Here is a 20,622-nt window from a genome sequence, read left to right as displayed (position 1 = left end):
CCGGGCAACGCTGCGCAGGGTTCCCGGATTTCCAAGGAGGTGAACAATCGGCATGTCGGCCCATTACGCGACAACGGTCCATCCTGCCCCCACCCGGTCCAGACGGGGCCGCATCCTGACATTGCTGGCGGCCTTCATGCTGGCTCTGCTGCCCATGGCCATGCAGGCCCGCGCGGCGGACACCACCGCCCCCGCGCAGGGCATAACCAGCCAGCAGGCACAGCAGGTCCTGTCGGTCATGAACGACCCGCAGAAGCGCGAGGAGTTCACCCGCACCCTTGATGCCATAGCCAAGGGGCTGCCCGCGCCCAAGCCGGCCGCTGCCGCACCCGCCCCTGCGAAAAAAGCCGCTGCCCCCGCCGATGTGTCGCTTGAACCCGACAGCATCAGCAGCGAAACCATGAACGAACTGACCCACATACGCGATGTCGCGTTGCAGCAGGGCCAGAACTTTATGGCGCTGTTCAAGGATCTGGCCTTTGTGGGCCGGTGGGTCCATTCCATCCTGTCCAATGCGGATTCGCGCCGGATCCTGCTGGATGCGATGGGACGTGCCAGCATCATCTTCATCCTGGCCCTTGTTGCCGAACGTGCGCTGTCCATCGCCATGCGCAAGCCGCTGGCGGGTGTCACCGCGCGCGCGGTCGCGACCGAACAGCGCCTGAACCAGCGCCTGACGCATGAAGACCAGGCGGATAACGACCAGCCCGCCCCGCCGCCCGCATCCTCCGCCGATGCCAAGGCCGAACAGCAGACCGAACAGACCCGGCAGCAGGATGACCGCCAGCAGCACGAAACGCTGCGCATCATCACGCGCATCCCCTATTCGCTGCTGCACCTGCTGATCAAGCTGATGCCGGTCGCCCTGTTCTGCGGGCTGGGCTATGGCGCGTCCGCCCTGTTCACCTCCACCCATCAGGCCGCGATGGTCACCATCACGCTGACGAACGCCTATGTCATCGCGCGCGTGATCTATCTGCTGCTGGAAACGGTATTCGTTCCCCACTCGCCCACCATCCGCCTGTGCAGCGCATCGGACGCGACGGCGCGCATGGTCACGCGGTGGTGGAACTTCCTTGTCGCGGCGCCGTCCATCGTGGTCTGCCTGTCCACGCTGGGCGGCGTGTTCGACATGCCCGCACGCGGCACGGAAGCCATCATCCGCGCCGTGGTGCTGATCGAACATATCCTGATCGCGATCTTCATCTGGCGCATCCGCCACCATGTGGGCGCGGCCCTGCAGCCATCGGGCCGCCTGCGCGAAAAGCCGTTCTGGATGTTCGTGGGCAGGATGGTCCGGTTCTGGTGGATCCCGGCCATGTTCTTCGACTTCGCGCTGTGGCTGGTATGGGCGACCCAGATCCGTGGCGGCTATGCATGGATCCTGCGCACGCTGTCGCTGACCATTGTGGTCATTCTTGGCGCGCGGCTGCTGTCGGTCCTGGCATTCAGCCTGCAGAACAAGATCTTCCATGTGCCTGAAGCCACTGAAAAGCGGTACCCCGGCCTGCAGGCCCGCGTGGACTACTACTATCCCATGGCCCGGCGTACGCTGTCGGTGCTGCTGACATTCGTGACCGTCGTGCTGCTGCTGCAGTCGTGGGGCCTGCCCGCCATCCGCTTCTTCCTGCATGGCTCGCTGGGTCCGAAGATCGTGGGCGCCATGCTGACGATCATGGTCGCCTACACCATCGCCATCGTGGTGTGGGAAGTGGCCAACGCCACGTTGCAGAACCAGATCACCCGGTTCGAGACATCGGACCAGGCATCCCGCGCCACCCGGCTGCGCACGGTGCTGCCGATCATCCGCACGGTGCTGCTGACCTTCATCATCATCATCGTGACCGTGACCACGCTGTCGCAGATCGGCATCAACGTCGCCCCGCTGCTGACCGGTGCGGGCATCATGGGTGCCGCCATCGCCTTCGGTTCACAGAGCCTGGTCAAGGACTTCATTACCGGCTTCTTCATGCTGGTGGAAAATGCGATGCAGGTGGGCGACTGGGTCACGGCGGGCAGCGTCGCGGGTACGGTGGAACACCTGTCGATCCGCACCCTGCGGCTGCGCGCGGTCAACGGGGACCTGCATATCATCCCGTTCTCCTCCGTGACGTCGATCGCCAATACCTCGCGCGATTACAACCTTGTGGTGGTCAGCTTCATGCTGGACCTGTCGGAAGATCCGCATCGCGTTGCTGCGATCCTGAAGGACGAACTGGGCCTGCTGCGCAAGGACCCCGTCTATGGCCCGCTGATCAAGTCCGACTTCTCGTTCCTGGGTGTTGAGCAGGCGGACGGAAACGGGGCCAAGTTCCTTGGTTCCATCCGCACGGCGGCGGGGGCCAAGTGGAAGGTCTATCGTGAATACTATGCCCGCCTGGGCGCGCGCATGGTGAAGGAAAAGGTTGCCTTCCCGATCCCGACCTCGGTCAACATGCTGGCCAATGCGCCCAGTGGCGCCCTGCGCATGAACATGGAGGAAAATCCCGCCGCCATCCTCGCCGCGCACAACGCGCAGCCTGAGGCACCCAAGGCCGCCGCCCCAAAGGCGGATGACGGGGAGGGCAAGGACGCCACCAGCCCCAAGGGCAATGACCCTTCCCATGGCTGATGGAACGCCCATGCTGCTGGCGGAACTGGAATCCCCCCTGCGCAGGGATGGCTACGCCTTCGTGCCGGCGGGGGACATGCGCCCCCTGCTGGAACAGTATGGCCTGCGTGACTGGGCCAGCTTCGCCAACAGCTGGAACCGGCTGGGACTGGACCGCTACATGGCGGATGGCGGCCGGTACCGCCGCCGCCGTCATGCCACCTTCGCCATCAGCGCCGATGGCATCCAGCGCAAGAAACACCAGCCCCATTACCAGAGCCGCGATTATAACGAACTGAATGGCGGCATCGAACGCTGGTTCCGCGCGGTGGAACCGGAAATGGGGACGCATCCGGCGCTGGTCGCCATACTGCGGCTCATGCACCGGATCGTAACCGACCTGACCGATCCGGCCGTCATGCCCGATACATGGCATACCGAAATCCACCAGTTCCGCATCGAAGCGCAGGGAGACAGCCCCGGTCAGCCGACACCCGAAGGGCTGCACCGTGATGGCGTGGACTGGGTCATGGTCGTGATGATCCGGCGCGAGAACGTCATGTCGGGCGAAACCGCCATCCATGATCTCCAGCGCACCCTTGTGGGCAGTTTCATGCTGGACCAGCCGCTGGATACGGCGGTGGTCAATGACAACCGCGTCTATCACGGGGTCACCGCGGTGCGTCCCCTTGATCCCACACGACCGGCCTATCGTGACGTACTGGTCGTGACATTCCGCCATCAATGACGCCGGTGCAGGCAGGGGCGTGGCGACACTTCTGCCGGCTTGCACTGGCGGTCATGCTGGCGGTGGGGGGCGGGCTCTACCTGTTCATCGTAACGGTTGACCCATGGGACGTGCTGCCCTTTTCCCCCCGCCTGCCCCGCATACCCGTTACGTCCAACGCCCGTTACACCATGCCCGCGCTGGCGCGTGACCCCCGGTTTGATTCCGTCATGCTGGGCACATCCACCAGCCGGCTGATCCAGCCCGCCGTGATGAACCGTGCCCTGGGCACGCATTTCCTGAACATGGCCATGAACAGCGCAAGCCCGTGGGAACAGGCGCGTGAACTCGATACCTTCCTGCGCGCCCATCCCGCCCCGCGCATTGTCATGATCGGCGTGGACGCCGCCTGGTGCCATGAACGCCCTGGCAGCCTGACATCCCCCAACCGTCCGTGGCCGGAATGGATGTACGGCCACCCCGCATGGACCGGCTACCTGCACATGGCCAGCCTGTATGCCCTGCAGGAAGCCGCCAATCAGTTCCTGTGGCTGACCGGACAGAAGAAACAGCGTTTTGGCACGGATGGCTATACCAGTTTCGTGCCGCCCGATGACCGGTACGACCAGTTGCGGGGACGGGTACAGGCCGCATTCGACCACTGGTCGCCACCGGATAACAGCCCCGCCCCGCCTGGCATGGCCGACACGCCACCGGCCACCATGGCGCTGCTGGATTCAATGGTCGGGCGCATGCCTGCCTCCACCATCCGCATCCTGTGGTTTCCGCCCGCATCGGCATTCCTGCACGGAACGGCGGGGGGCATTGCGGCGGCCCGGCTGCAGGCATGCAGGCTGGGGGTGGAACGGATTGCCGCCCACCAGCCCAACGTGGTTGCCCTTGATTTCAACCATGACAGCGCATTGACGGAAAACCGCGATAATTTCTGGGATCCCCTGCATTACCGCATGCCCACCGCCCAGCGCGTGATGACGGACATGGGTGCTGTCATACATGGGAAACCGCCTGCAGACCCGGCGCTGGACATCCTGCATGACCCGCCGGGGCTGCCCCGCATGGACCGGTAACGGGGCAAAGCCATGCGCTGCCATCGCGGAGCCTCCACGCCGGCGGGGCTTGTGCCGGGCGGGTCATCTGGTATGGAAAACAGGATACCGTGAGATGCCCGCCATGCGCATGCGCGACGCAGTCATGTAAGATGGACGGGGATTGTTTTGTGCATGCCGCCCCCGTAACCGGACGGGCAAGGTTGCGGCACTGAGGTTGGAGAGGCTGGTGAATACGTCCGTCAATGGTGCGCCGCAATGGCATCTTCAGCCCGAGGCGAACCGGACCCTTGTCACCCTGTCTGGGGACTGGATTGCACAGGAAGGACGTACGCCCGCCTTTCCCGCCGATGCGCTGAAAGACGTGCCTCAAGGTGAGCCGGTCGAATTCAGCACCGACCAGCTTGGCAAATGGGATACCTCGCTGATCAGCTTCCTGTGGGAACTCAAGCGCAGCGCGCGTGAAGCCCATGTGAACGTCGATACCAACACCCTGCCGGAATCCGCGCACAAGCTGCTGGACCTGCTGCCCGAAATCCCGCCCGAACCAACGCCCCCGCCACCCCATCATTTCGCCCCGGTGGCGGCCGTGGGGCAGTTTACGCTCGACACCCTGAACGAAGTGGGCTGTGTCAGCGAAATGGGCACGGCGGCGGCCAAGGGGGGGCTGGCCTCGCTGGTCGGGCGCGGGATGATGCGCACCGTCGACCTCATGTCCGACCTGAATGCCGCGGGTCCGGCGGCACTGCTGATCGTGGGCGTGGTGAACTTCCTGGTCGGCGCGATCCTGGCCTTCGTCGGGTCGGTGGAGCTGCATAAATTCGCGGCTGACATCTATGTCGCAAGCCTTGTGGCCATTGCCATGGTGCGCGAGATGTCGGCTGTCATGACCGCCATCATCATGGCCGGACGTACCGGCGGCGCCTATGCCGCGCGCATTTCCACCATGCAGGCCAATGAGGAAATCGACGCGCTGCAGGTTTTCGGCATTCCGGTTTCCAGTTACCTGATCCTGCCGTCGGTGCTCGCCCTCGCCTTCACCATGCCGCTGCTCTACCTGTACGGCTGCCTGATCGGCATGCTGGGCGGGTTCTTCGTGTCCTATATCATGCTGGACGTATCGCCACTGGGCTATTTCCACGAAACGATCCAGGCGCTGCCGCTGGACCAGTTCACGTTCGGTTTCATCAAGAGCTTCGTATTCGGCACATTTGTCGGCCTGACCAGCTGCCGCATCGGACTGAAGGCCGGACGCAGCGCCGCTGACGTTGGCATTGCCGCGACCAAGGCCGTGGTCGTGGGCATTGTGGGCGTGATCGCACTGGATGCGATCTTCGCGGTTATCGCCAATGTCATCGGGATCTGACCGCCATGAATGATACCAATACCCAGATGCCCTCCACCGATGACCGTCCGGTGATGATTTCGGTCGATGACGTGACGCTGGCGTTCGGCAGCAAGGTGATCCAGCACGACGTGTCCTTCCGCGTGAAGCGGGGCAGCATCTTTGCCGTCATGGGTGGGTCGGGCTGTGGCAAGAGCACCCTGCTGAAAAGCATGATCGGCCTGCTGCGTCCCACGCACGGTACCTATCTGGTGGAAAAGGACAATTACTGGGCTGGCGATGATGCCAGCCGCGTGCGGATCGGCCGGCGTTTCGGCGTCCTGTTCCAGAGCGGCGCGCTGTGGAGTTCCATGACCGTGGGCGAGAACGTCGCCCTGCCCATGCAGATGTTCACCAAGCTGGAACCAGACGTGATCCGCCAGCTTGTGGAACTCAAGCTTGGGCTGGTGGGCATGCTGCATGCCATCGACCAGTATCCGTCCGAACTGAGTGGCGGCATGCGCAAGCGCGCGGGCCTGGCCCGCGCCATGTCACTGGACCCCGATATCCTGTTTTTCGATGAACCCTCCGCCGGGCTGGACCCGATCACGTCCGCCCGGCTGGATGAACTGATCCTGAACCTGCGCGACGGGCTGGGGGCGACGATCATCATCGTCAGCCATGAACTGTCCAGCCTGTTCCACATCGCCGATGACGGCATCTTTCTTGATGCCGAGCAGAAAACGGCCATTGCCCACGGCTCCCCCACATGGCTGCGCGATCACTGCACAGACCCGATGGTCCATGCCTTCATGCACCGTGAACAGCTGGACAGTTCCGGCTCCGCTGGAAACGGGTAATGCCGATGCCCGGCAGGCAAACGCTGATCGGATCAGCCGTGCTGGGGGTTGCGGCCGTTGCGCTCATCATACTGGGCGTGAAGGGGTCGCTCCCCCTGCCCGGCCGTACCAGTGAGGCAATGGTCATTTTTGAAAGCCCGACCAACGGGCTGGACATCGGCTCCCCCGTCAATTTCCGGGGCGTGCCGGTGGGGGCTGTCGAACGTATTACGGTCAAGGTCGATCCGGCGGACCATCACACCTACATGCCGGTCTATATCCTGTTCGATCCCAACCATGCGCCAGGACGCAGCGACCTGCCGCCGCTGCCCGAACTGATCGCCAATGGCCTGCGGGCGGAAATGACGCTGCACAGCCTTGTCACCGGGCAGACCGAGCTTGACCTCGACCTCGACCCCAAAACCCCGGCGCGGCTGCACCCGGGACTGGTGGACACGACGCTGACGGAAATCCCGATGGGGCAGACGGCGCTGCAGCAGCTGGAAACCACGCTGGTGTCCACTTCCGTCCAGCAGCTTCATCATGACCTGCAGACCGCAATGGCCAGCATCCGCAAGCTGGCGGCCGACATGAACCGCGACCTGCCGGGCATGATCACCAGTATCCGCGAGACATCGGCGCATAGCGACGCGGCGGTCACCCACATCCGCGCCACCATTACGGATGTGGAAAACCGCGCCAGCATCACCATCAACAAGCTGGACCGGCTGATCTCCACCAACAGCCAGCAGTTTGCCGCGCGGCGGGCGGAACTGCTGACGCTGATCGCCAATACGCACCAGACCATGACACAGGCGCATGAGACACTTGCCAGCCTGCGTACGCTGACCGATCCGCAATCACGTGACAGGCTCAATCTGGACGATACGATGCGTGATATCATGGAAGCAGGCTACGGGCTGCGCGGATTCGCCAATGAAGTCGAAAGTAATCCGCAACTTCTGCTGATGGGACGCAATAAATGAAAACGCGCCAGCCCGCTGTCTCTCTTTCCCGTTTGTATCCGGCCCTGCGGGCAGGTGGCGGATTGCTGCTGTCGGCGGTTGTGCTGTCGGCCTGTTCCTCGGCCCCGGTCCGCTTCTATACCCTTGGCGCGCCCGCCGTGGCCGTGGGCGCGGAAAGCAGTTCCACCATTCCCATCACGGACAGCACGCCTGTGATCGAGGTCGAGCGCGCGCGCATGCCCGACTATCTGGACAGCCAGGACATCATGGTCCGCAACGGCCATGAAATCGAACGCAGCGGGCTGGGCCGCTGGGCCAGCCGCCTGTCGGTAGGGGCTACCGACCTGATCACGGCGCGGCTGGCGCAGAAATGGCCGAACCTGTTCGTAACCGACCAGAGCCAGCCTGACCGCCCGACATGGCGGCTGCAGCTGAATATCAGCCGTCTTGATGTCAGCCGTGACGGCAAATCCGCGCTGAACGCGGACTGGGCCATCATCCCGCAGGACACGCGCGCATCCATCCTGCGTAACCGCACCACCATCGTCATGGATGGCAATACGGCCAGCAACGCCAACATCGCCAAGGTAACGGAAAGCCTGCTGAATGAACTGAGCGACCGGATCGAGGCAAGCTGGCCCGGCACAACCGGCGCGACACCGCAGACCGCCATGACCTTCCATCGTCACACCAAGGGCTGAACATCCGACACGACAGGGGTGGCCAGTCCTGTCCCGCCCCGGTTAGGCTGGGGGAAACGGGCCGCCTGCGCCACCCTGCCGCCATGAATGGGGGAACCTTTCGGCAGGAGGGGCATTGGGTGCGCAATCCTGTCCAACCTGCCGGAGTGTCGTCATGCCCCCTCTTTTTCCTTCCCTTCGCCGGGCCGCATGTCTGATCTGCCTGCCTGCCGCCCTGCTGCTGTCCGGTGTCGGCATGGCACGGGCGGAAGGCGGGCCGGTCATCCTGGCGCAGCATCCCGGCACGGAACTGGACCGGCAGGCGCGCAGGCTGGTGGCGCAGGATCTGCATGATGCCGCAAACCAGCGTGAACAGCCCGTCCTGCTGACCGGATCGGGCCTGCTGTCGGACAACCCGCGTCGCATGGCGCTGTTTGTTCAGCTCCAATCCGCCAGCCTGTGTGGCTCGGCAGGATGTTCCACGTCCGTGTACCTGCCCGACGGGCACAAATGGACCCTGGTGCTGGATTCCGTCAGCGGACCGATCACCATTACCCCGCAGGTACATGGCAACATGCACGACCTGCTGGTTGATGATACGGATCGCTGGATCTGGAACGGCACGACCTATACCGACACCCAGGCAGCCCCAGAACCCGCCCCGTGACAACAGACCGGCAGGCAGGCGTCATTGCATGATGGAACGACCGCAGGTCAGGGCCGCCGGATGTATGATTTCATGGGAAAGATGGAGCGGGTGAAGGGAATCGAACCCTCGTATGCAGCTTGGGAAGCTGCCGTTCTACCATTGAACTACACCCGCGTTGTGGCCCTCTATACTGCACAAGCCGTGCGGATGCAATCACCCCCACATGACGGGCGACAGTTGACGCACCCTGCCCTGATCCGCAATAAGCAGTGATGTCCGGGGACGGTTTCCACCGGGCCCTCGTGATTTGATACGGCCGGCTTGCGGCGAGGTAAAACATACGCGCTAAAGAGGCCTGATCCCGCCCGACAGGGCGCGGGCATCATGGTTTCCACGGTCGTGAACCGCCTTTTTGGGGGAATGGGCTGCCGGAACTGCCCCGGCGCCGGCATCTCTGCCCGTATTCACGCCCATCCCCGTTCACAGGAATAGCCACCAGCCATGACTGACCAGCCTGATCCCAAGTCCTTTCGCCCCGCCACGCGCCTGATCAATGCGGGCCTTGAGCGCACACCGTATGGTGAGACCAGTGAGGCGATGTTCCTGACCTCCGGCTTTGTCTATGACAGCGCGGAACAGGCCGAGGGCACCTTTACGGGCGATATCTCGCACTACCAGTATTCGCGCTTTGGCAACCCGACCACGTCAAACCTCGAACGCCGCCTGTGTGACTTGGAGGGGGCGGAAGCCTGCGTCCTGACGGCGACGGGCATGGGGGCCGTATCCTCCGCGCTGCTGGCGCAGGTGCGCGCGGGTGACCGGGTCGTGGCGTCACGCGCACTGTTCGGGTCGTGCCACTGGATCGTGGCCGAACTGCTGCCGCGTTATGGTGTGGAAACCATCTTCGTTGATGGCGGCGACATGGCGGCGTGGAAAGAGGCACTGTCGAAGCCGACCCGTGCCGTGCTGCTGGAAAGCCCGTCCAACCCGATGCTGGATGTGCTGGACATCCGCATGATCTGCGATCTCGCGCACAAGGCCGGGGCGACGGTTGTGGTGGATAATGTCTTCGCCACCCCGCTGTACCAGAAGCCGCTGGAACTGGGGGCCGACGTGGTGGTGTATTCGTGCACCAAGCATATCGACGGACAGGGCCGCGTGCTGGGTGGGGCAGTGCTGGGCAACGCCAAATGGATTGACGAAGTCCTGCGCCCGTTTACCCGTAACACCGGCAACAGTCTGTCGCCCTTCAATGCGTGGGTCATGCTGAAAAGCATCGAGACGCTGGGCCTGCGCGTGGACGCCATGACGCGCAATGCCGCGAAGGTGGCGGATTTCCTTGCGGATGCGCCCGGCATCGTGCGTGTGTTCTATCCCGGCCGCAAGGACCACCCGCAGTATGAACTGGCGAAAAAGCAGATGTCCGCCGGGTCCACGCTGGTGGCGTTTGAAGTCGAGGGGGGCAAGGACGGGGCATTCGCCTTCATGAACGCGCTGCGCCTGATCTCGATTTCCAACAACCTTGGCGATGCACGCTCGCTTGTCACGCATCCGGCCACCACCACCCATATGAAGCTGGCGCCCGAAGAACGTGCCCGCCTTGGCATTACCGACGGGGCGATCCGCTTTTCCGTCGGGCTGGAAGATGCCGACGACCTGATTGACGACCTCAAGCGCGGCATTGCGGCGCTGGGCAACCGGTAAACAAGGAGCATCCTCTCCATGAGCAAGAACAGGCCTTTCCCTCCCCCCGGTGGGGAAGGAGCGGAGTCCCCGCTGGGCGAGACAATGGACAATACCCCCTGTTTCGAGGAGACGACCGACAATGTACGCGTGGTGGTCCAGACCTTCTGGCTGGATGACCAGTCGGAGCCGGACGAACACCGTTACGTGTGGGCGTACCGGATCCGTATCGAAAACCACGGGACAGAGCAGATACAGCTGCTGCGCCGGAGCTGGCGCATCGTGGATGGGCAGGGACGGATCGACCGCGTGGAAGGCGACGGCGTGGTGGGGGAACAGCCCCTGATCGACGCCGCCGCCAGTTTCGAATACATGTCCGGGGCCGCCCTTGAAACGCCAACCGGCTTCATGGGGGGGATGTACCATATGATCCGCCCCGCCAGCCGACAGCACTTTGATGTCAGCATTCCCGTATTCAGCCTGGACAGCCCGCACCATCCGGCCATCCTTCATTAACTGTCCCCCTGTGGCCTGTCCGTGCCGGACGGGCCCATACAACAAGAACCAACAGAAATGACCCCCATCGATTCCCATCCCACTCGTCAGGAAGCAGAGGAGGCCGTCCGTACCCTGCTGCGCTGGGCGGGCGAAGATCCCGACCGTGAGGGGCTGCGTGACACGCCCCAGCGCGTCATCAAGTCATATGACGAATTCTTCTGCGGTTATGCCGAAGACCCGGTCGACCTGCTGCGCCGCACTTTTTCCGAAGTCGATGATTATGATGAGATGGTGCTGCTGCGCGATATCCGCGTGGAAAGCCATTGCGAACACCACATGGTGCCCATCATTGGCGTGGCCCACGTGGCCTACCTGCCGCGCAAGCGGGTGGTGGGCATTTCCAAGCTGGCCCGCGTGGTGGATGCCTATGCCCGGCGTTTCCAGATCCAGGAACGCCTGACGGCCCAGATTGCCAATACCATCAATGAGGAACTGCAGCCCTATGGCGTGGCCGTGGTGATCGAGGCATCACACCAGTGCATGACCACGCGCGGCGTGCACCGTCCCGGCGTATCAATGGTAACCAGCCGCATGCTGGGCACCTTCCGCACCAATTCGGACACGCGACGCGAATTCCTGTCGATTCTCAACCGCCCGGCCATGAACAGCAGCGGTATCTGAGGGTATATTTAATAAGCGAACAGACGTTTCCGTGTGCCACCTTTTTTAAAAAAGGCGGCACCGGAAGCTTTTTGCAAAAAGCTTCACCAAAAACTTCTTTACTGATCGCGCAGCGCTACAGGCTGACTTTTGCCCCCAGCACGGCGATGAACTGCGCCAGCCATGCGGGGTGGGCGGGCCATGCCGGTGCCGTGACCAGCCTGCCATCCGTCACCGCTGCATCCAGCGCAATATCGGCATATATGCCACCGGCCAGTTCAACCTCCGGGCGGCAGGCGGGATAGGCTGAAACCCTCCGCCCCGAAATGATGCGTGCGGCCGCCAGAAGCTGGCCCGCATGACAGATCGCGGCGATGGGCCGGTCAGCAAAGGCACGGATCAGTTCGATGACCCGCGCATCCAGACGCAGGTATTCCGGCGCGCGCCCACCGGGCAGGACAAGGCCCGCGTAATCCGCGTGACTGATGTCGTCAAATGTCGCGTTCAGCGCAAATCGGTGACCCGGCTTTTCACTGTAGGTCTGCGCACCTTCAAAATCATGGATAGCCGTCAGGACATGCTCGCCTTTCTTACGGCCCGGGCAGACCGCATCGACGCGATAGCCCAGCATGGTCAGCGCCTGATATGGCACCATGACCTCGTAATCCTCGACATAGTCACCAGCCAGCAGCAGAAGCCTTGGTGCACTCATTATCCGCATCCTTCCCGTTATCCGGTCAGTCGTGATGGTCATCCGGGGACAGGTGTTCACGCAGCCGGGGCATGAGTTCGACAAAATTGCAGGGCACATGGCGGCTGTCGAGCTGCCAGACCAGTATGTCGTCCCACCCGTCCTTCACCGCGCCGGATGATCCGGGCAACGCGAACAGGTAGGTACCGTTCGCCACCCCGGCCAGTGCACGGGACTGGATCGTGGATGTTCCGATTTTCTGGTACGACAGCATACGGAACAGTTCGCCAAAGCCTTCGATCCGTTTTTCGATCACTTTATCGAAAGCTTCCGGCGTGACATCGCGGCCCGTTACCCCGGTGCCGCCTGTTGAAATAATGACATCCACCTGCGCATCCGCAATCCAGCCCGCCAGTGTCGCGGCCAGACGGTCCACGTCATCGGGCACGATGGCGCGGGCGGCCACCACATGGCCCGCCCCGGCAATGCGGGCGGCCAGTATGTCGCCGGATCTGTCCGTTTCCGGCGTGCGGGTATCGGACACCGTCAGCACGGCGATGCGGACAGGCAGGAAGGTTCTTTTCATATCAAGACGCGACATGTGGCCATGTTCACCACTCCCGCGTCGCGGCGTCAACGGGCATTGCGGCGGCACATGCAGGTGTCCCCACGGCAGGAAAAATGAGTAATATGTGAGAATAAACACAAAATTCTGATGTATTTGTGCATTGCACAAAAAAAACACACCAAGGAATAACAACACTCTATATGAATCTATTGATATAACAAAAAAAAATCCCTTTACCGTTATTTTACAAAATATTAGTTTTTACGTAATTCCCTTCCCAAGGTTTATATTCGGCATGAAATATGTTATCGATGCGCGAATGATCAGAACATTCTCCCGATTTTTTATACCGCTATCCCTGCTTCTTCTTGCGCTTTTCACCCTGAGTGAAACCGCATCGGCACAGGCCATTCCCGGGGAAGGTCAGGGCGTCATTGGTGCGCAGCCCAGTCTGAACGTCAATTCACGACGTAATGTTCCCGTGAACGATCCCGGGTCATTTTTCAGCGCACCCTATGGAAACCAGCATTTTTTCGGGGACTGGGCCGGGCTTCAGCCCTTCCTGCTGAAGCATGGCGTCCATATTGAAGCCGACGTGCATGAGGAGCTGGCGGGCAATTTCCGCGGGGGCGCCAAGCAGGGCGTGACCGATGCCGGGCAGGTCGGTGTGGAAGTCGATATCGACTGGCACAAGCTGGCGGGCGCACCGAAGAATTTCTGGACACATACCATGATCGTGAACGGCCATGGCCGTAACGACAGTACGGATTACATCCACGATTCCCTTGCCGGCGTGCAGCAGATCTATGGCGCGCGTGGTAACGTGGTCGCCCATCTGGTCTACATGTATGCCGAACAGTCACTGTTCCATAACCGGCTGGATATCAGCGCGGGCTGGATTCCCGTTGGCAGCTTCTTTGCCGCATCCCCGCTGTTCTGTGACTTCATGAACGTGTCGATCTGCGGTAACCCCGCGCCGGGCAAATACGTGCCGGGTGGCCGTGACTGGCCGTCGGGCAACCTTGGCGTGGTCATGCGCGTCATGCCCACGGTCAATACCTATATCATGGCCAGTATGTTTGCCGTATCGCCGCATTCCTACAACGGCGGCATTTCGGGATGGTCATGGGCACAGAGCGGCCTGGGCAAGTTCTCGACCCCGGTGGAATTCGGCTGGCTGCCAGAATTCGGCCGCCATCACCTCGCCGGTCACTACAAGGCGGGTTATGGCTATGACAATTCGCAGTACAGCGACCTGTACCAGGACATCAACGGCAACTCCGCCGTTCTGACGCATCAGCCGTTCCGCAAGCAGTCCGGTGTCAGCACCGCGTGGTTCCAGGCCGACCAGATGTTCATCCGCAATGGCGCGGGCCCGACCAACGGCCTGATCGCACTGGCGGGTTTCATGTACACATCGGGCAAGGTCTCGGCGATGAAATACCATGCGTGGGCCGGCATGGTGGAAACGGGTGCGGCATGGGGGCGTCCGCTCGATACCGTGGGTGCGATGTTCCATTATTTCGAAATGAGCCGCGCATCCGTCCTGCAGCAAGAATCCTCGGTCCTGGCGGGCACGCCGTTCCTGTCCAACCAGTGGGGAAAGGCGTGGGGCATCCAGACGCATGAAGATGTGTATGAAGTCTTCTACAACATCCACACAGCGCGCGGCATGAGCTTCCAGCCCGATTTCCAGTATATCAACCGCCCCGGCGGCACCACCACTTACCACGATGCGGCGGTGATGGGCCTGCAGTTCAACTGCATCCTGTAACATCCCCTTCATCAACGGGCGTCCACAAGGTATGGGAAGCGGATCATGACCGATCCCGCTTTCCTTTACCAACAGGCCCATGCTGCGTTGTCTGGCTATCCCCTGCGGGACGCCCGGCCAACGCTGGTGTCCATTTCAGAAAACGTTATTTTCCGCGTCGATACGACGGGGGGCGAGCGCTACGCACTGCGCCTGCACCGGCCCGGCTATCATACAGCGCCCGAGATCTGTAGCGAACTGGCATGGCTTGATGCCCTGCATGCGTCGGGGCTGGAGGTACCCCTGCCCGTTCCCGGTCATGACGGCCAGTGCCTGCGCACGCTGCCGGGCGATAATGGCATGACCCGCCATGCCGTCATGTTTGCATGGATGGACGGCAACGAACCCACCCCGGACATTGATCCCGCGGCCTTTGCCCGACTGGGGCACATTACGGCCCGTCTGCATGACCACAGCCGCCACTGGACGCGCCCGGACGGGTTTGTCCGCAAGGCATGGGTGCCCGCCACCATGACCGGCCCCCATGCCCTGTGGGGGCAATGGGACAGTGTACCCGGCATGACCGGGGCCGGACGCGACCTGATCGCGCACTGTCTGCGGCAGGTTGATGCGCAACTGGCGGACTACGGCACGCCCCCCCATCGATTCGGGCTGATCCATGCCGACCTGCGGCTGGCCAACCTGCTGGTCAGCGGCACGCATACGCGCGTGATCGATTTTGATGACTGCGGCCTGAGCTGGTTCATGCAGGATCTTGCAGCAGCCCTGAGCTTCCATGAAGACCACCCGCATGTGCCCCGCTGGGTTGACCACTGGCTACGGGGCTATGCCACGTCCGGGCCCCTCACGCAGGCCGACCTCGACATCCTGCCCGCCCTTGTTATCCAGCGCCGCATCCAGCTTCTGGCATGGACCGGTACGCACCATGACACGCAGCAGGTGCACAGCCTTGGTCCCGACTGGTCCGATCGCACGCTGGGCTTATGTCAGGCATGGATGCAGGGCCGGTTATTGCGCCATATCGGCTGATCGCTACCGTTGCGGAACGGCATAATTAGATATTTTTTTAATTCATCTTCGTGATGAAACCGCCCACATTACTTTTCAGAAAGTTTTCGAGGCGAAAACCGCACCAGGCGAGGGTTGCATGAGATCAAATAAATGTGACCTGAGGAATCGAATTTTCAGCGCAGTATGTCTTTTATGCCTCATTCCTGACATGTATGAACGTTAGGTAATGTGTCGTTCGGTTAACAACCCGATTCACCGGAGCCCGTCCCGTCCTTGGCACATAACGGAAAAACAGCAATGACCCCTGCAGTTGACACGATCGCCTCGTCCCCGGCAGCTTCCCCCGTCGTCGCCGTTGGCCTGTCCGTAACGCCCGAGGAAATCCCGACCCGGTCCCAGACCACGCGGATGATCTATTCCCGACACCGTCGTGCGCTGCGTGATTATGCCCGCACGCTCAATACCCCGACCGAAAACGCCTGATCACCTGCACCGTGGGGTCAGTTGACCGCAGGTCCATCATCCGGGCCACGATAAAAATCAAACTTTGACATTATTTTCCTGCGACTGTTCAGGGCGCGTCCGCAGGGCAGCCAATGCCTGACGGGTCGGTTCGGTCAGTTCCGCAGGCAGGGCGTCGAGGGCATACCAACATGGTCCCTCATGCTTGTCCGGTTCCATCAAGGTCGGTACACCCTGCCATGACGTGATCAGGTACACGGGCGAAAGCCAGTGATATCCGGCTCTGGCATCCATCTGCTCCACAAGGCACAGCAGGTCACGGGCCTGTATGGTGATGCCCAGTTCCTCCTTTATTTCACGCTCGGCTGCATGGGCGGTGGTCTCGTATGGGTCTACCTTGCCACCCGGCAGGCCCCAGCATCCAGCCTCTGGCTGCTTCAGGCGCCGCAGCAGCAGGATACGACCGTCCCTGTCCATGATCGCCGCGCCACATCCCACGCGTGGGCTGGTTATTGCTGTCATTATCCGACCTCTTCCCGTTTAAGACCCTGTCTGGAAACAATCCGTTGATAAAAAATAATAAAAGTTTCCGGGTGTCGCCTTTGTTCAAAAAGACGAGGTTTTCCGAAGCTTCCTGAAAAAAGCTTCGCCAAAAACGTCCCGATGATCTGCGGACCGTGGAAACAGCCCGTGGAAAATACGTCCCATACGACAAGGGGGCGCCCGAAGGCACCCCCAATCCTGTGAATTGTCCTGATATTTGAGATCAGCGCGCAGCCGGCGGCCGGGCGTTGGCGGTCGCAACGCGGCGCCCCCACGAAATCAGGTCGCTGGTGCAGTCATCACGATCGATCACGCATTCGATCAGCGTCGGGCCTTCCCTGTTCGCGACCGCTGCGGCAATAGCCTTTTCCATCTCGGCGCCAGTCGTGGCGCGGAAGCCCTTGCCGTGGCCATCTTCCGCATTGAACACGCCCATCAGGTCCGCATAGTCCCAGTTCTTGATGTTGTTATACGGACCATCATGAATCTGGACTTCGATGGTATAGCCCCGGTTGTTGACCAGGAAGATGATCACCGGCAGCTTCAGCCGCACCATCTGGGCAACTTCCTGCGCCGTCAGCTGGAAAGAGCCATCGCCGATCATGGCGATGATCCGGCGTTCCGGTGCCGCCACGGCATAACCGAAGGTGGCGGGAACGGACCAGCCGATATGGCCCCACTGCATTTCCAGTTCCACGCGCGCGCCGTGCGGCAGCTTCATCTGTATGGCGTTGAACCAGGAATCCCCGGTCTCGGCGATGACTGATGTATCGGATGTCAGCAGGCCCTGAATCTGACGGGCCATTTCGGCACGCACCAGCGGGGCATTGGGTTCCGCCGCGGCGACCGGGGCCTCGGGAGTTTTGATGCGATGGTATTCAACCAGCGTCGCATCCTTCTTCGGCTGGCCCTTCAGCCTGTCGATCAGGCCCTCGATCACGTCACGCAGGTGCACGCCATCAAATGCCTTGCCACCGGCTGCGATATGCCGCGCATCCATTAGCGCCACATTGTCGCCCTTGGGCCACGCGGTCCAGCCAACGGTGGAATAATCGTTGAATACCGGGGTCAGGCACAGCACGCCATCCGCCCAGTCAAAGATCTGCTGTGCGCCGGGGCTGCTGACATCGCCCCAGTAGGTCCCGGCATAGGCGGGATGATCCTCGGGGAAGAAGCTCTTGGCGGCAGCCATGGTGGTCACGGCGCAGCCCAGCGCATCAGCCAGCCGAATGGCGGCATCCTCGCATCCTGCGGCACGCAGGCGGCTGCCCACCAGCATGATCGGCTTCTTCCGCGCGGTAATAAAACTGGCCAGTTCGTCAATCGCCAGCTTCAGCGTTTCCGGGTCGGACGGCACATCGGCCAGAATCGCGCCAACCGGGCCGGGACGCGGGCATGGCATCGGGGCCACGTTACACGCGATTTCGATATAGGCCGGCTTCTTTTCACGCAGCGCGGTGCGGATGGCATGGTCGATCAGTACCGGCGCATCCTCGGCCGAGGTGATCGACACCGCCGCACAGGTCAGGCGTTTGGCGATCTCAAGCTGATAGGAATAATCCGGCGTACCAATGGTATGGTGCAGGATATGCCCGCTGCCATGATCGTTGGAGTTGGGCGCACCTGAAATCAGGATGACCGGCAGGTTTTCGGCATATGCGCCGCCAATGGCGTTCAGCGCGGACAGCGCACCCACGCTGAAGGTGACGACGGCAGCCCCGGCGCCATTAGCGCGGGCATAGCCTTCGGCACTGAAACCACAGTTCAGTTCATTACAGCAGTAGACCTGCCGCAGGCCGTCAATTTCAAGAAGCTGGTCAAGCAGGACAAGATTGTAGTCGCCCGCGACCGCGAAATGATCCTTCAGCCCGATCTGCGCCAGGCGTTCGCCAAGGTAATGGCCAACTGTATACGTCATTATTTCGACTTTCCTTCCCTTGTGTGGGGGCGCGGGATACCGCGCCCTTGCCCCATGCGGGGGGAGCCACATGGATGGCCCGCAACCGGGCCATCATGCCGAAAGGACAGCAGGGGCGCCGCCGGGCGCGGCGGGCGCTCAACCTACACTTTCGGCAACCCAGTTCCGGCGCTTGGTGGCCTGGCCAATGCCCGGATTGAAACAGTTGCACGGATCAAGCTGGCGGTAATGGGCCAGCACGTCATCGGGCGCAGCATACAGGTGCCCGAAATTATGTTCCGCCGGGTACCGCGCCCCACGCCGGTCCAGCAGCGGCAGCATGCGGTGTTCCAGCGCCATGCAGTCATACCCTTTGCGAACCACGTAATCCTGATGCATCACGTGGCACAGGAAATGTCCATAGTACAGCTTGACGATGATCTCGTCATCAATGTCCTTGGGCAGTACCTCGAACCAGTCCTGATCATTCCGGCGCAGGGCCACGTCCAGCGCCACGATGTTTTCGGTCGTATCCGTATGGACATTGCGGTACCGCACGGCGGCCCCGGCGGCGGCGAAGCGATGCAGGAATGCCTTCGCGCCCTCATCGGGGGTGCATTCGAAGAACTCGCCCTCATGCGTCGCGAAATGGCTTTTCAGGAAATCCCGTGCTTCCTGCGCGCCGGATGCGCTGACCTTGAGCATCAGGTGGTGCTCGAACCGGTCACGGTAGTCACGCATGCGCGCAGGCAGGTGCTGCGGGAAGAAATGGCTCATGAACTGCATGAACCGGTCACTGAAATGCTTGGGCAGGAAGCCAATCCTGTCAGCCAGGCGATCGAACGCGTTTTTCATCGCGAACATGGCCGGCAGGCGTTTCGTACCGATCATGCGGATGATGACAAACGTGTCCTTGCCGTATTTTTCGGCAATGTTGAACGCATCCCGATGCAGGTATTCGCCTGCAATCGGCAGTTCGGCAAAGGACGACAGGATATGACGGCGCACGTCTTCCAGCACATCGGTCTGGTTGGTGCCGATATAGAAGACGACAGGATCCTTTTCGGCCTCGAACGTATCAAGGCGGACGGCGAACAGGCCCAGTTTGCCCGCACAGCCCGCCCCTTCATGCAGGCGGCGCAGGTCGGCATTATAACGTGCGGGCGTGTCAGCGTTCACGTCACGCACATGACGGGCGTAGTCATCATCATGCCCGCGGCCTGCGTTCCAGTTGATGCTGGCTTCAGGGAAGTTGCCTTCCTCCGCACGCTTCAGGATCTCCTCCGGGTCGCTGCCCAGTTCGATGCCCAGGTGGTTGACCAGTTGCAGCTCGCCCTTGTCCGATACCTGCGCAAACAGCGCCATGTCGGTATATGCCGGCCCACGGCGTACCAGCGCACCACCGGAATTATTGCTGACACCGCCGAATACCGACGCGCCAATGCATGACGACCCGATGACCGAATGGGGTTCGCGCCCGATGGGCCTGAGCATGTTTTCCAGCTGGTCCAGCGTGGCGCCAGGCAGGCAGACGACCTGCCTGCCTTCCCCGATCAGGTGGATCGTGCGCATGCGCATGCTGTGCACGATCACCACATCGCGGTCATAGGTATTGCCATCGGGCGTGGACCCGCCGGTCAGGCCGGTATTGGCCGCCTGCATGATCACGATCACGCCCGCCTTCACGCAGGCCTGCAGCACGCGCCACTGTTCCACCAGCGAACCGGGCATGACCACCGCAAGCGCACGTCCCTCACCAAAACGGAACCCGCGACGGTAAGGCAGCGTCGCCCCGTCCTCGGTCAGCACATGGTGGTGGCCTACGATCTGCTGAAGTTCCGTAACCAGTTGTGCGCCCGCAGTAGATGACATGTCCTGTGCCGCTTTCAGCATTTTATTTGTTCCTCAATCCCATTCCGGAGCCTGCTGGCGACCTGTGGTCGGCCCATGCCGCATTTCCAAAATGGCGTTTCATAGTCTGGCATGTGCCGCAT

The 20,622-nt window shown here is 61.8% G+C and carries 19 protein-coding genes, 1 tRNA gene and 1 riboswitch; of the genes, 14 read left to right on the top strand and 6 right to left on the bottom strand.

Annotation, left to right across the window (positions count from 1 at the left end):
• Positions 1-52: 52 nt before the first annotated feature.
• The 8 genes from HNO79_RS13245 to HNO79_RS13210 all read left to right on the top strand — a co-directional run bounded on the left by HNO79_RS13245 (position 53) and on the right by HNO79_RS13210 (position 8,859).
• Positions 53-2,611, top strand: coding sequence for a mechanosensitive ion channel family protein (locus HNO79_RS13245; RefSeq protein ID WP_244987545.1), 2,559 nt, complete (start codon positions 53-55; stop codon positions 2,609-2,611).
• The gene (locus HNO79_RS13240; RefSeq protein ID WP_048855264.1) at positions 2,604-3,338 is read left to right on the top strand and encodes a 2OG-Fe dioxygenase family protein; all 735 of its coding nucleotides are present in this window, start codon (positions 2,604-2,606) and stop codon (positions 3,336-3,338) included. Before HNO79_RS13245 ends, HNO79_RS13240 begins: the two co-directional genes overlap by 8 nt.
• Positions 3,335-4,405 (top strand): hypothetical protein, encoded by a 1,071-nt coding sequence (locus tag HNO79_RS13235; RefSeq protein WP_214165460.1) that lies wholly within the window; start codon positions 3,335-3,337, stop codon positions 4,403-4,405. The genes HNO79_RS13240 and HNO79_RS13235 overlap by 4 nt, the downstream gene beginning before the upstream one ends.
• A 208-nt stretch (positions 4,406-4,613) precedes the next feature.
• Positions 4,614-5,750, top strand: a complete 1,137-nt coding sequence (locus HNO79_RS13230; protein ID WP_200409910.1) for an MlaE family ABC transporter permease — start codon at positions 4,614-4,616, stop codon at positions 5,748-5,750.
• Between the two features lie 5 nt (positions 5,751-5,755).
• The gene (locus HNO79_RS13225) at positions 5,756-6,568 is read left to right on the top strand and encodes an ABC transporter ATP-binding protein (protein WP_010515164.1); all 813 of its coding nucleotides are present in this window, start codon (positions 5,756-5,758) and stop codon (positions 6,566-6,568) included.
• A complete protein-coding gene (locus HNO79_RS13220) occupies positions 6,568-7,533 on the top strand; it encodes an MlaD family protein (RefSeq protein ID WP_010515165.1) in 966 nt (321 codons plus the stop codon). The genes HNO79_RS13225 and HNO79_RS13220 overlap by 1 nt, the downstream gene beginning before the upstream one ends.
• Positions 7,530-8,213, top strand: a complete 684-nt coding sequence (locus HNO79_RS13215) for a PqiC family protein (protein ID WP_214165461.1) — start codon at positions 7,530-7,532, stop codon at positions 8,211-8,213. Before HNO79_RS13220 ends, HNO79_RS13215 begins: the two co-directional genes overlap by 4 nt.
• 154 nt (positions 8,214-8,367) lie before the next feature.
• The gene (locus tag HNO79_RS13210) at positions 8,368-8,859 is read left to right on the top strand and encodes a hypothetical protein (RefSeq protein ID WP_010515167.1); all 492 of its coding nucleotides are present in this window, start codon (positions 8,368-8,370) and stop codon (positions 8,857-8,859) included.
• An 82-nt stretch (positions 8,860-8,941) separates the two neighbouring features.
• On the opposite strand, the gene HNO79_RS13205 is transcribed toward HNO79_RS13210, so the two are convergent.
• A tRNA-Gly gene (locus tag HNO79_RS13205) sits at positions 8,942-9,015 on the bottom strand.
• Positions 9,016-9,130: 115 nt separating this feature from the next.
• A riboswitch (SAM riboswitch) is annotated at positions 9,131-9,211 on the top strand.
• Positions 9,212-9,342: 131 nt separating this feature from the next.
• Here HNO79_RS13205 and metZ point away from each other — a divergent pair.
• From metZ to folE, 3 genes are all read left to right on the top strand, one after another.
• Complete coding sequence (gene metZ / locus HNO79_RS13200) at positions 9,343-10,545, top strand: O-succinylhomoserine sulfhydrylase (protein WP_048855267.1); 1,203 nt, start codon at positions 9,343-9,345, stop codon at positions 10,543-10,545.
• A gap of 84 nt (positions 10,546-10,629) precedes the next feature.
• On the top strand, positions 10,630-11,040 hold the full coding sequence (apaG, locus tag HNO79_RS13195) for a Co2+/Mg2+ efflux protein ApaG (RefSeq protein WP_010515170.1): 411 nt from the start codon (positions 10,630-10,632) through the stop codon (positions 11,038-11,040).
• 57 nt (positions 11,041-11,097) lie between these two features.
• Positions 11,098-11,703: a GTP cyclohydrolase I FolE gene (folE, locus tag HNO79_RS13190; protein WP_010515171.1), complete on the top strand. Its 606-nt coding sequence runs from the start codon at positions 11,098-11,100 to the stop codon at positions 11,701-11,703.
• Positions 11,704-11,818: 115 nt separating this feature from the next.
• Here the strand turns inward: folE and HNO79_RS13185 are convergent, their stop codons facing one another.
• Together HNO79_RS13185 and moaB are read right to left on the bottom strand one after the other, a co-directional pair.
• A complete protein-coding gene (locus HNO79_RS13185; protein ID WP_214165462.1) occupies positions 11,819-12,394 on the bottom strand; it encodes a DJ-1/PfpI family protein in 576 nt (191 codons plus the stop codon).
• A 25-nt stretch (positions 12,395-12,419) separates the two neighbouring features.
• Positions 12,420-12,974 carry a molybdenum cofactor biosynthesis protein B gene (gene moaB, locus HNO79_RS13180; RefSeq protein WP_010515174.1) on the bottom strand — a complete coding sequence of 185 codons (555 nt, stop codon included), beginning with the start codon at positions 12,972-12,974 and terminating at the stop codon, positions 12,420-12,422.
• 262 nt (positions 12,975-13,236) lie between these two features.
• Between moaB and HNO79_RS13175 the strand changes: the two genes are divergently transcribed.
• The 3 genes from HNO79_RS13175 to HNO79_RS13165 all read left to right on the top strand — a co-directional run bounded on the left by HNO79_RS13175 (position 13,237) and on the right by HNO79_RS13165 (position 16,209).
• Positions 13,237-14,715, top strand: coding sequence for a carbohydrate porin (locus tag HNO79_RS13175; protein WP_048855269.1), 1,479 nt, complete (start codon positions 13,237-13,239; stop codon positions 14,713-14,715).
• A 45-nt stretch (positions 14,716-14,760) separates the two neighbouring features.
• On the top strand, positions 14,761-15,744 hold the full coding sequence (locus HNO79_RS13170; protein WP_214165463.1) for a phosphotransferase enzyme family protein: 984 nt from the start codon (positions 14,761-14,763) through the stop codon (positions 15,742-15,744).
• 279 nt (positions 15,745-16,023) lie between these two features.
• Entirely contained in the window at positions 16,024-16,209 is a 186-nt protein-coding gene (locus HNO79_RS13165; protein WP_010515739.1) for a hypothetical protein, read from the top strand.
• Between the two features lie 57 nt (positions 16,210-16,266).
• Here HNO79_RS13165 and HNO79_RS13160 read toward each other — a convergent pair whose 3' ends face one another.
• The 3 genes from HNO79_RS13160 to dld form a co-directional block, all read right to left on the bottom strand.
• Positions 16,267-16,710, bottom strand: a complete 444-nt coding sequence (locus tag HNO79_RS13160) for an NUDIX hydrolase (RefSeq protein WP_214165464.1) — start codon at positions 16,708-16,710, stop codon at positions 16,267-16,269.
• Between the two features lie 244 nt (positions 16,711-16,954).
• Positions 16,955-18,649, bottom strand: a complete 1,695-nt coding sequence (locus HNO79_RS13155; RefSeq protein WP_214165465.1) for an alpha-keto acid decarboxylase family protein — start codon at positions 18,647-18,649, stop codon at positions 16,955-16,957.
• A gap of 138 nt (positions 18,650-18,787) precedes the next feature.
• Positions 18,788-20,521 (bottom strand): D-lactate dehydrogenase, encoded by a 1,734-nt coding sequence (gene dld, locus HNO79_RS13150; RefSeq protein WP_010515735.1) that lies wholly within the window; start codon positions 20,519-20,521, stop codon positions 18,788-18,790.
• Positions 20,522-20,622 lie beyond the last annotated feature (101 nt).

Origin of the sequence: Komagataeibacter oboediens (assembly GCF_018491655.1) — a bacterium.
Lineage (GTDB): Bacteria > Pseudomonadota > Alphaproteobacteria > Acetobacterales > Acetobacteraceae > Komagataeibacter > Komagataeibacter oboediens.
The sequence above is the reverse complement of the archived record's forward strand: the minus strand, read 5'-3'. Positions and strand labels throughout refer to the sequence as shown.

Excerpts from the sequence above, each read along its gene's own strand:
- HNO79_RS13245 (WP_244987545.1), top strand. The coding sequence starts at position 53 with ATGTCGGCCCATTACGCGACAACGGTCCATCCTGCCCCCACCCGGTCC.
- HNO79_RS13240 (WP_048855264.1), top strand. The coding sequence starts at position 2,604 with ATGGCTGATGGAACGCCCATGCTGCTGGCGGAACTGGAATCCCCCCTG.
- HNO79_RS13235 (WP_214165460.1), top strand. The coding sequence starts at position 3,335 with ATGACGCCGGTGCAGGCAGGGGCGTGGCGACACTTCTGCCGGCTTGCA.
- HNO79_RS13225 (WP_010515164.1), top strand. The coding sequence starts at position 5,756 with ATGAATGATACCAATACCCAGATGCCCTCCACCGATGACCGTCCGGTG.
- HNO79_RS13220 (WP_010515165.1), top strand. The coding sequence starts at position 6,568 with ATGCCGATGCCCGGCAGGCAAACGCTGATCGGATCAGCCGTGCTGGGG.
- HNO79_RS13215 (WP_214165461.1), top strand. The coding sequence starts at position 7,530 with ATGAAAACGCGCCAGCCCGCTGTCTCTCTTTCCCGTTTGTATCCGGCC.
- HNO79_RS13210 (WP_010515167.1), top strand. The coding sequence starts at position 8,368 with ATGCCCCCTCTTTTTCCTTCCCTTCGCCGGGCCGCATGTCTGATCTGC.
- metZ (WP_048855267.1), top strand. The coding sequence starts at position 9,343 with ATGACTGACCAGCCTGATCCCAAGTCCTTTCGCCCCGCCACGCGCCTG.
- apaG (WP_010515170.1), top strand. The coding sequence starts at position 10,630 with ATGGACAATACCCCCTGTTTCGAGGAGACGACCGACAATGTACGCGTG.
- folE (WP_010515171.1), top strand. The coding sequence starts at position 11,098 with ATGACCCCCATCGATTCCCATCCCACTCGTCAGGAAGCAGAGGAGGCC.
- HNO79_RS13185 (WP_214165462.1), bottom strand. The coding sequence starts at position 12,394 with ATGAGTGCACCAAGGCTTCTGCTGCTGGCTGGTGACTATGTCGAGGAT.
- moaB (WP_010515174.1), bottom strand. The coding sequence starts at position 12,974 with ATGTCGCGTCTTGATATGAAAAGAACCTTCCTGCCTGTCCGCATCGCC.
- HNO79_RS13175 (WP_048855269.1), top strand. The coding sequence starts at position 13,237 with ATGAAATATGTTATCGATGCGCGAATGATCAGAACATTCTCCCGATTT.
- HNO79_RS13170 (WP_214165463.1), top strand. The coding sequence starts at position 14,761 with ATGACCGATCCCGCTTTCCTTTACCAACAGGCCCATGCTGCGTTGTCT.
- HNO79_RS13165 (WP_010515739.1), top strand. The coding sequence starts at position 16,024 with ATGACCCCTGCAGTTGACACGATCGCCTCGTCCCCGGCAGCTTCCCCC.
- HNO79_RS13160 (WP_214165464.1), bottom strand. The coding sequence starts at position 16,710 with ATGACAGCAATAACCAGCCCACGCGTGGGATGTGGCGCGGCGATCATG.
- HNO79_RS13155 (WP_214165465.1), bottom strand. The coding sequence starts at position 18,649 with ATGACGTATACAGTTGGCCATTACCTTGGCGAACGCCTGGCGCAGATC.
- dld (WP_010515735.1), bottom strand. The coding sequence starts at position 20,521 with ATGCTGAAAGCGGCACAGGACATGTCATCTACTGCGGGCGCACAACTG.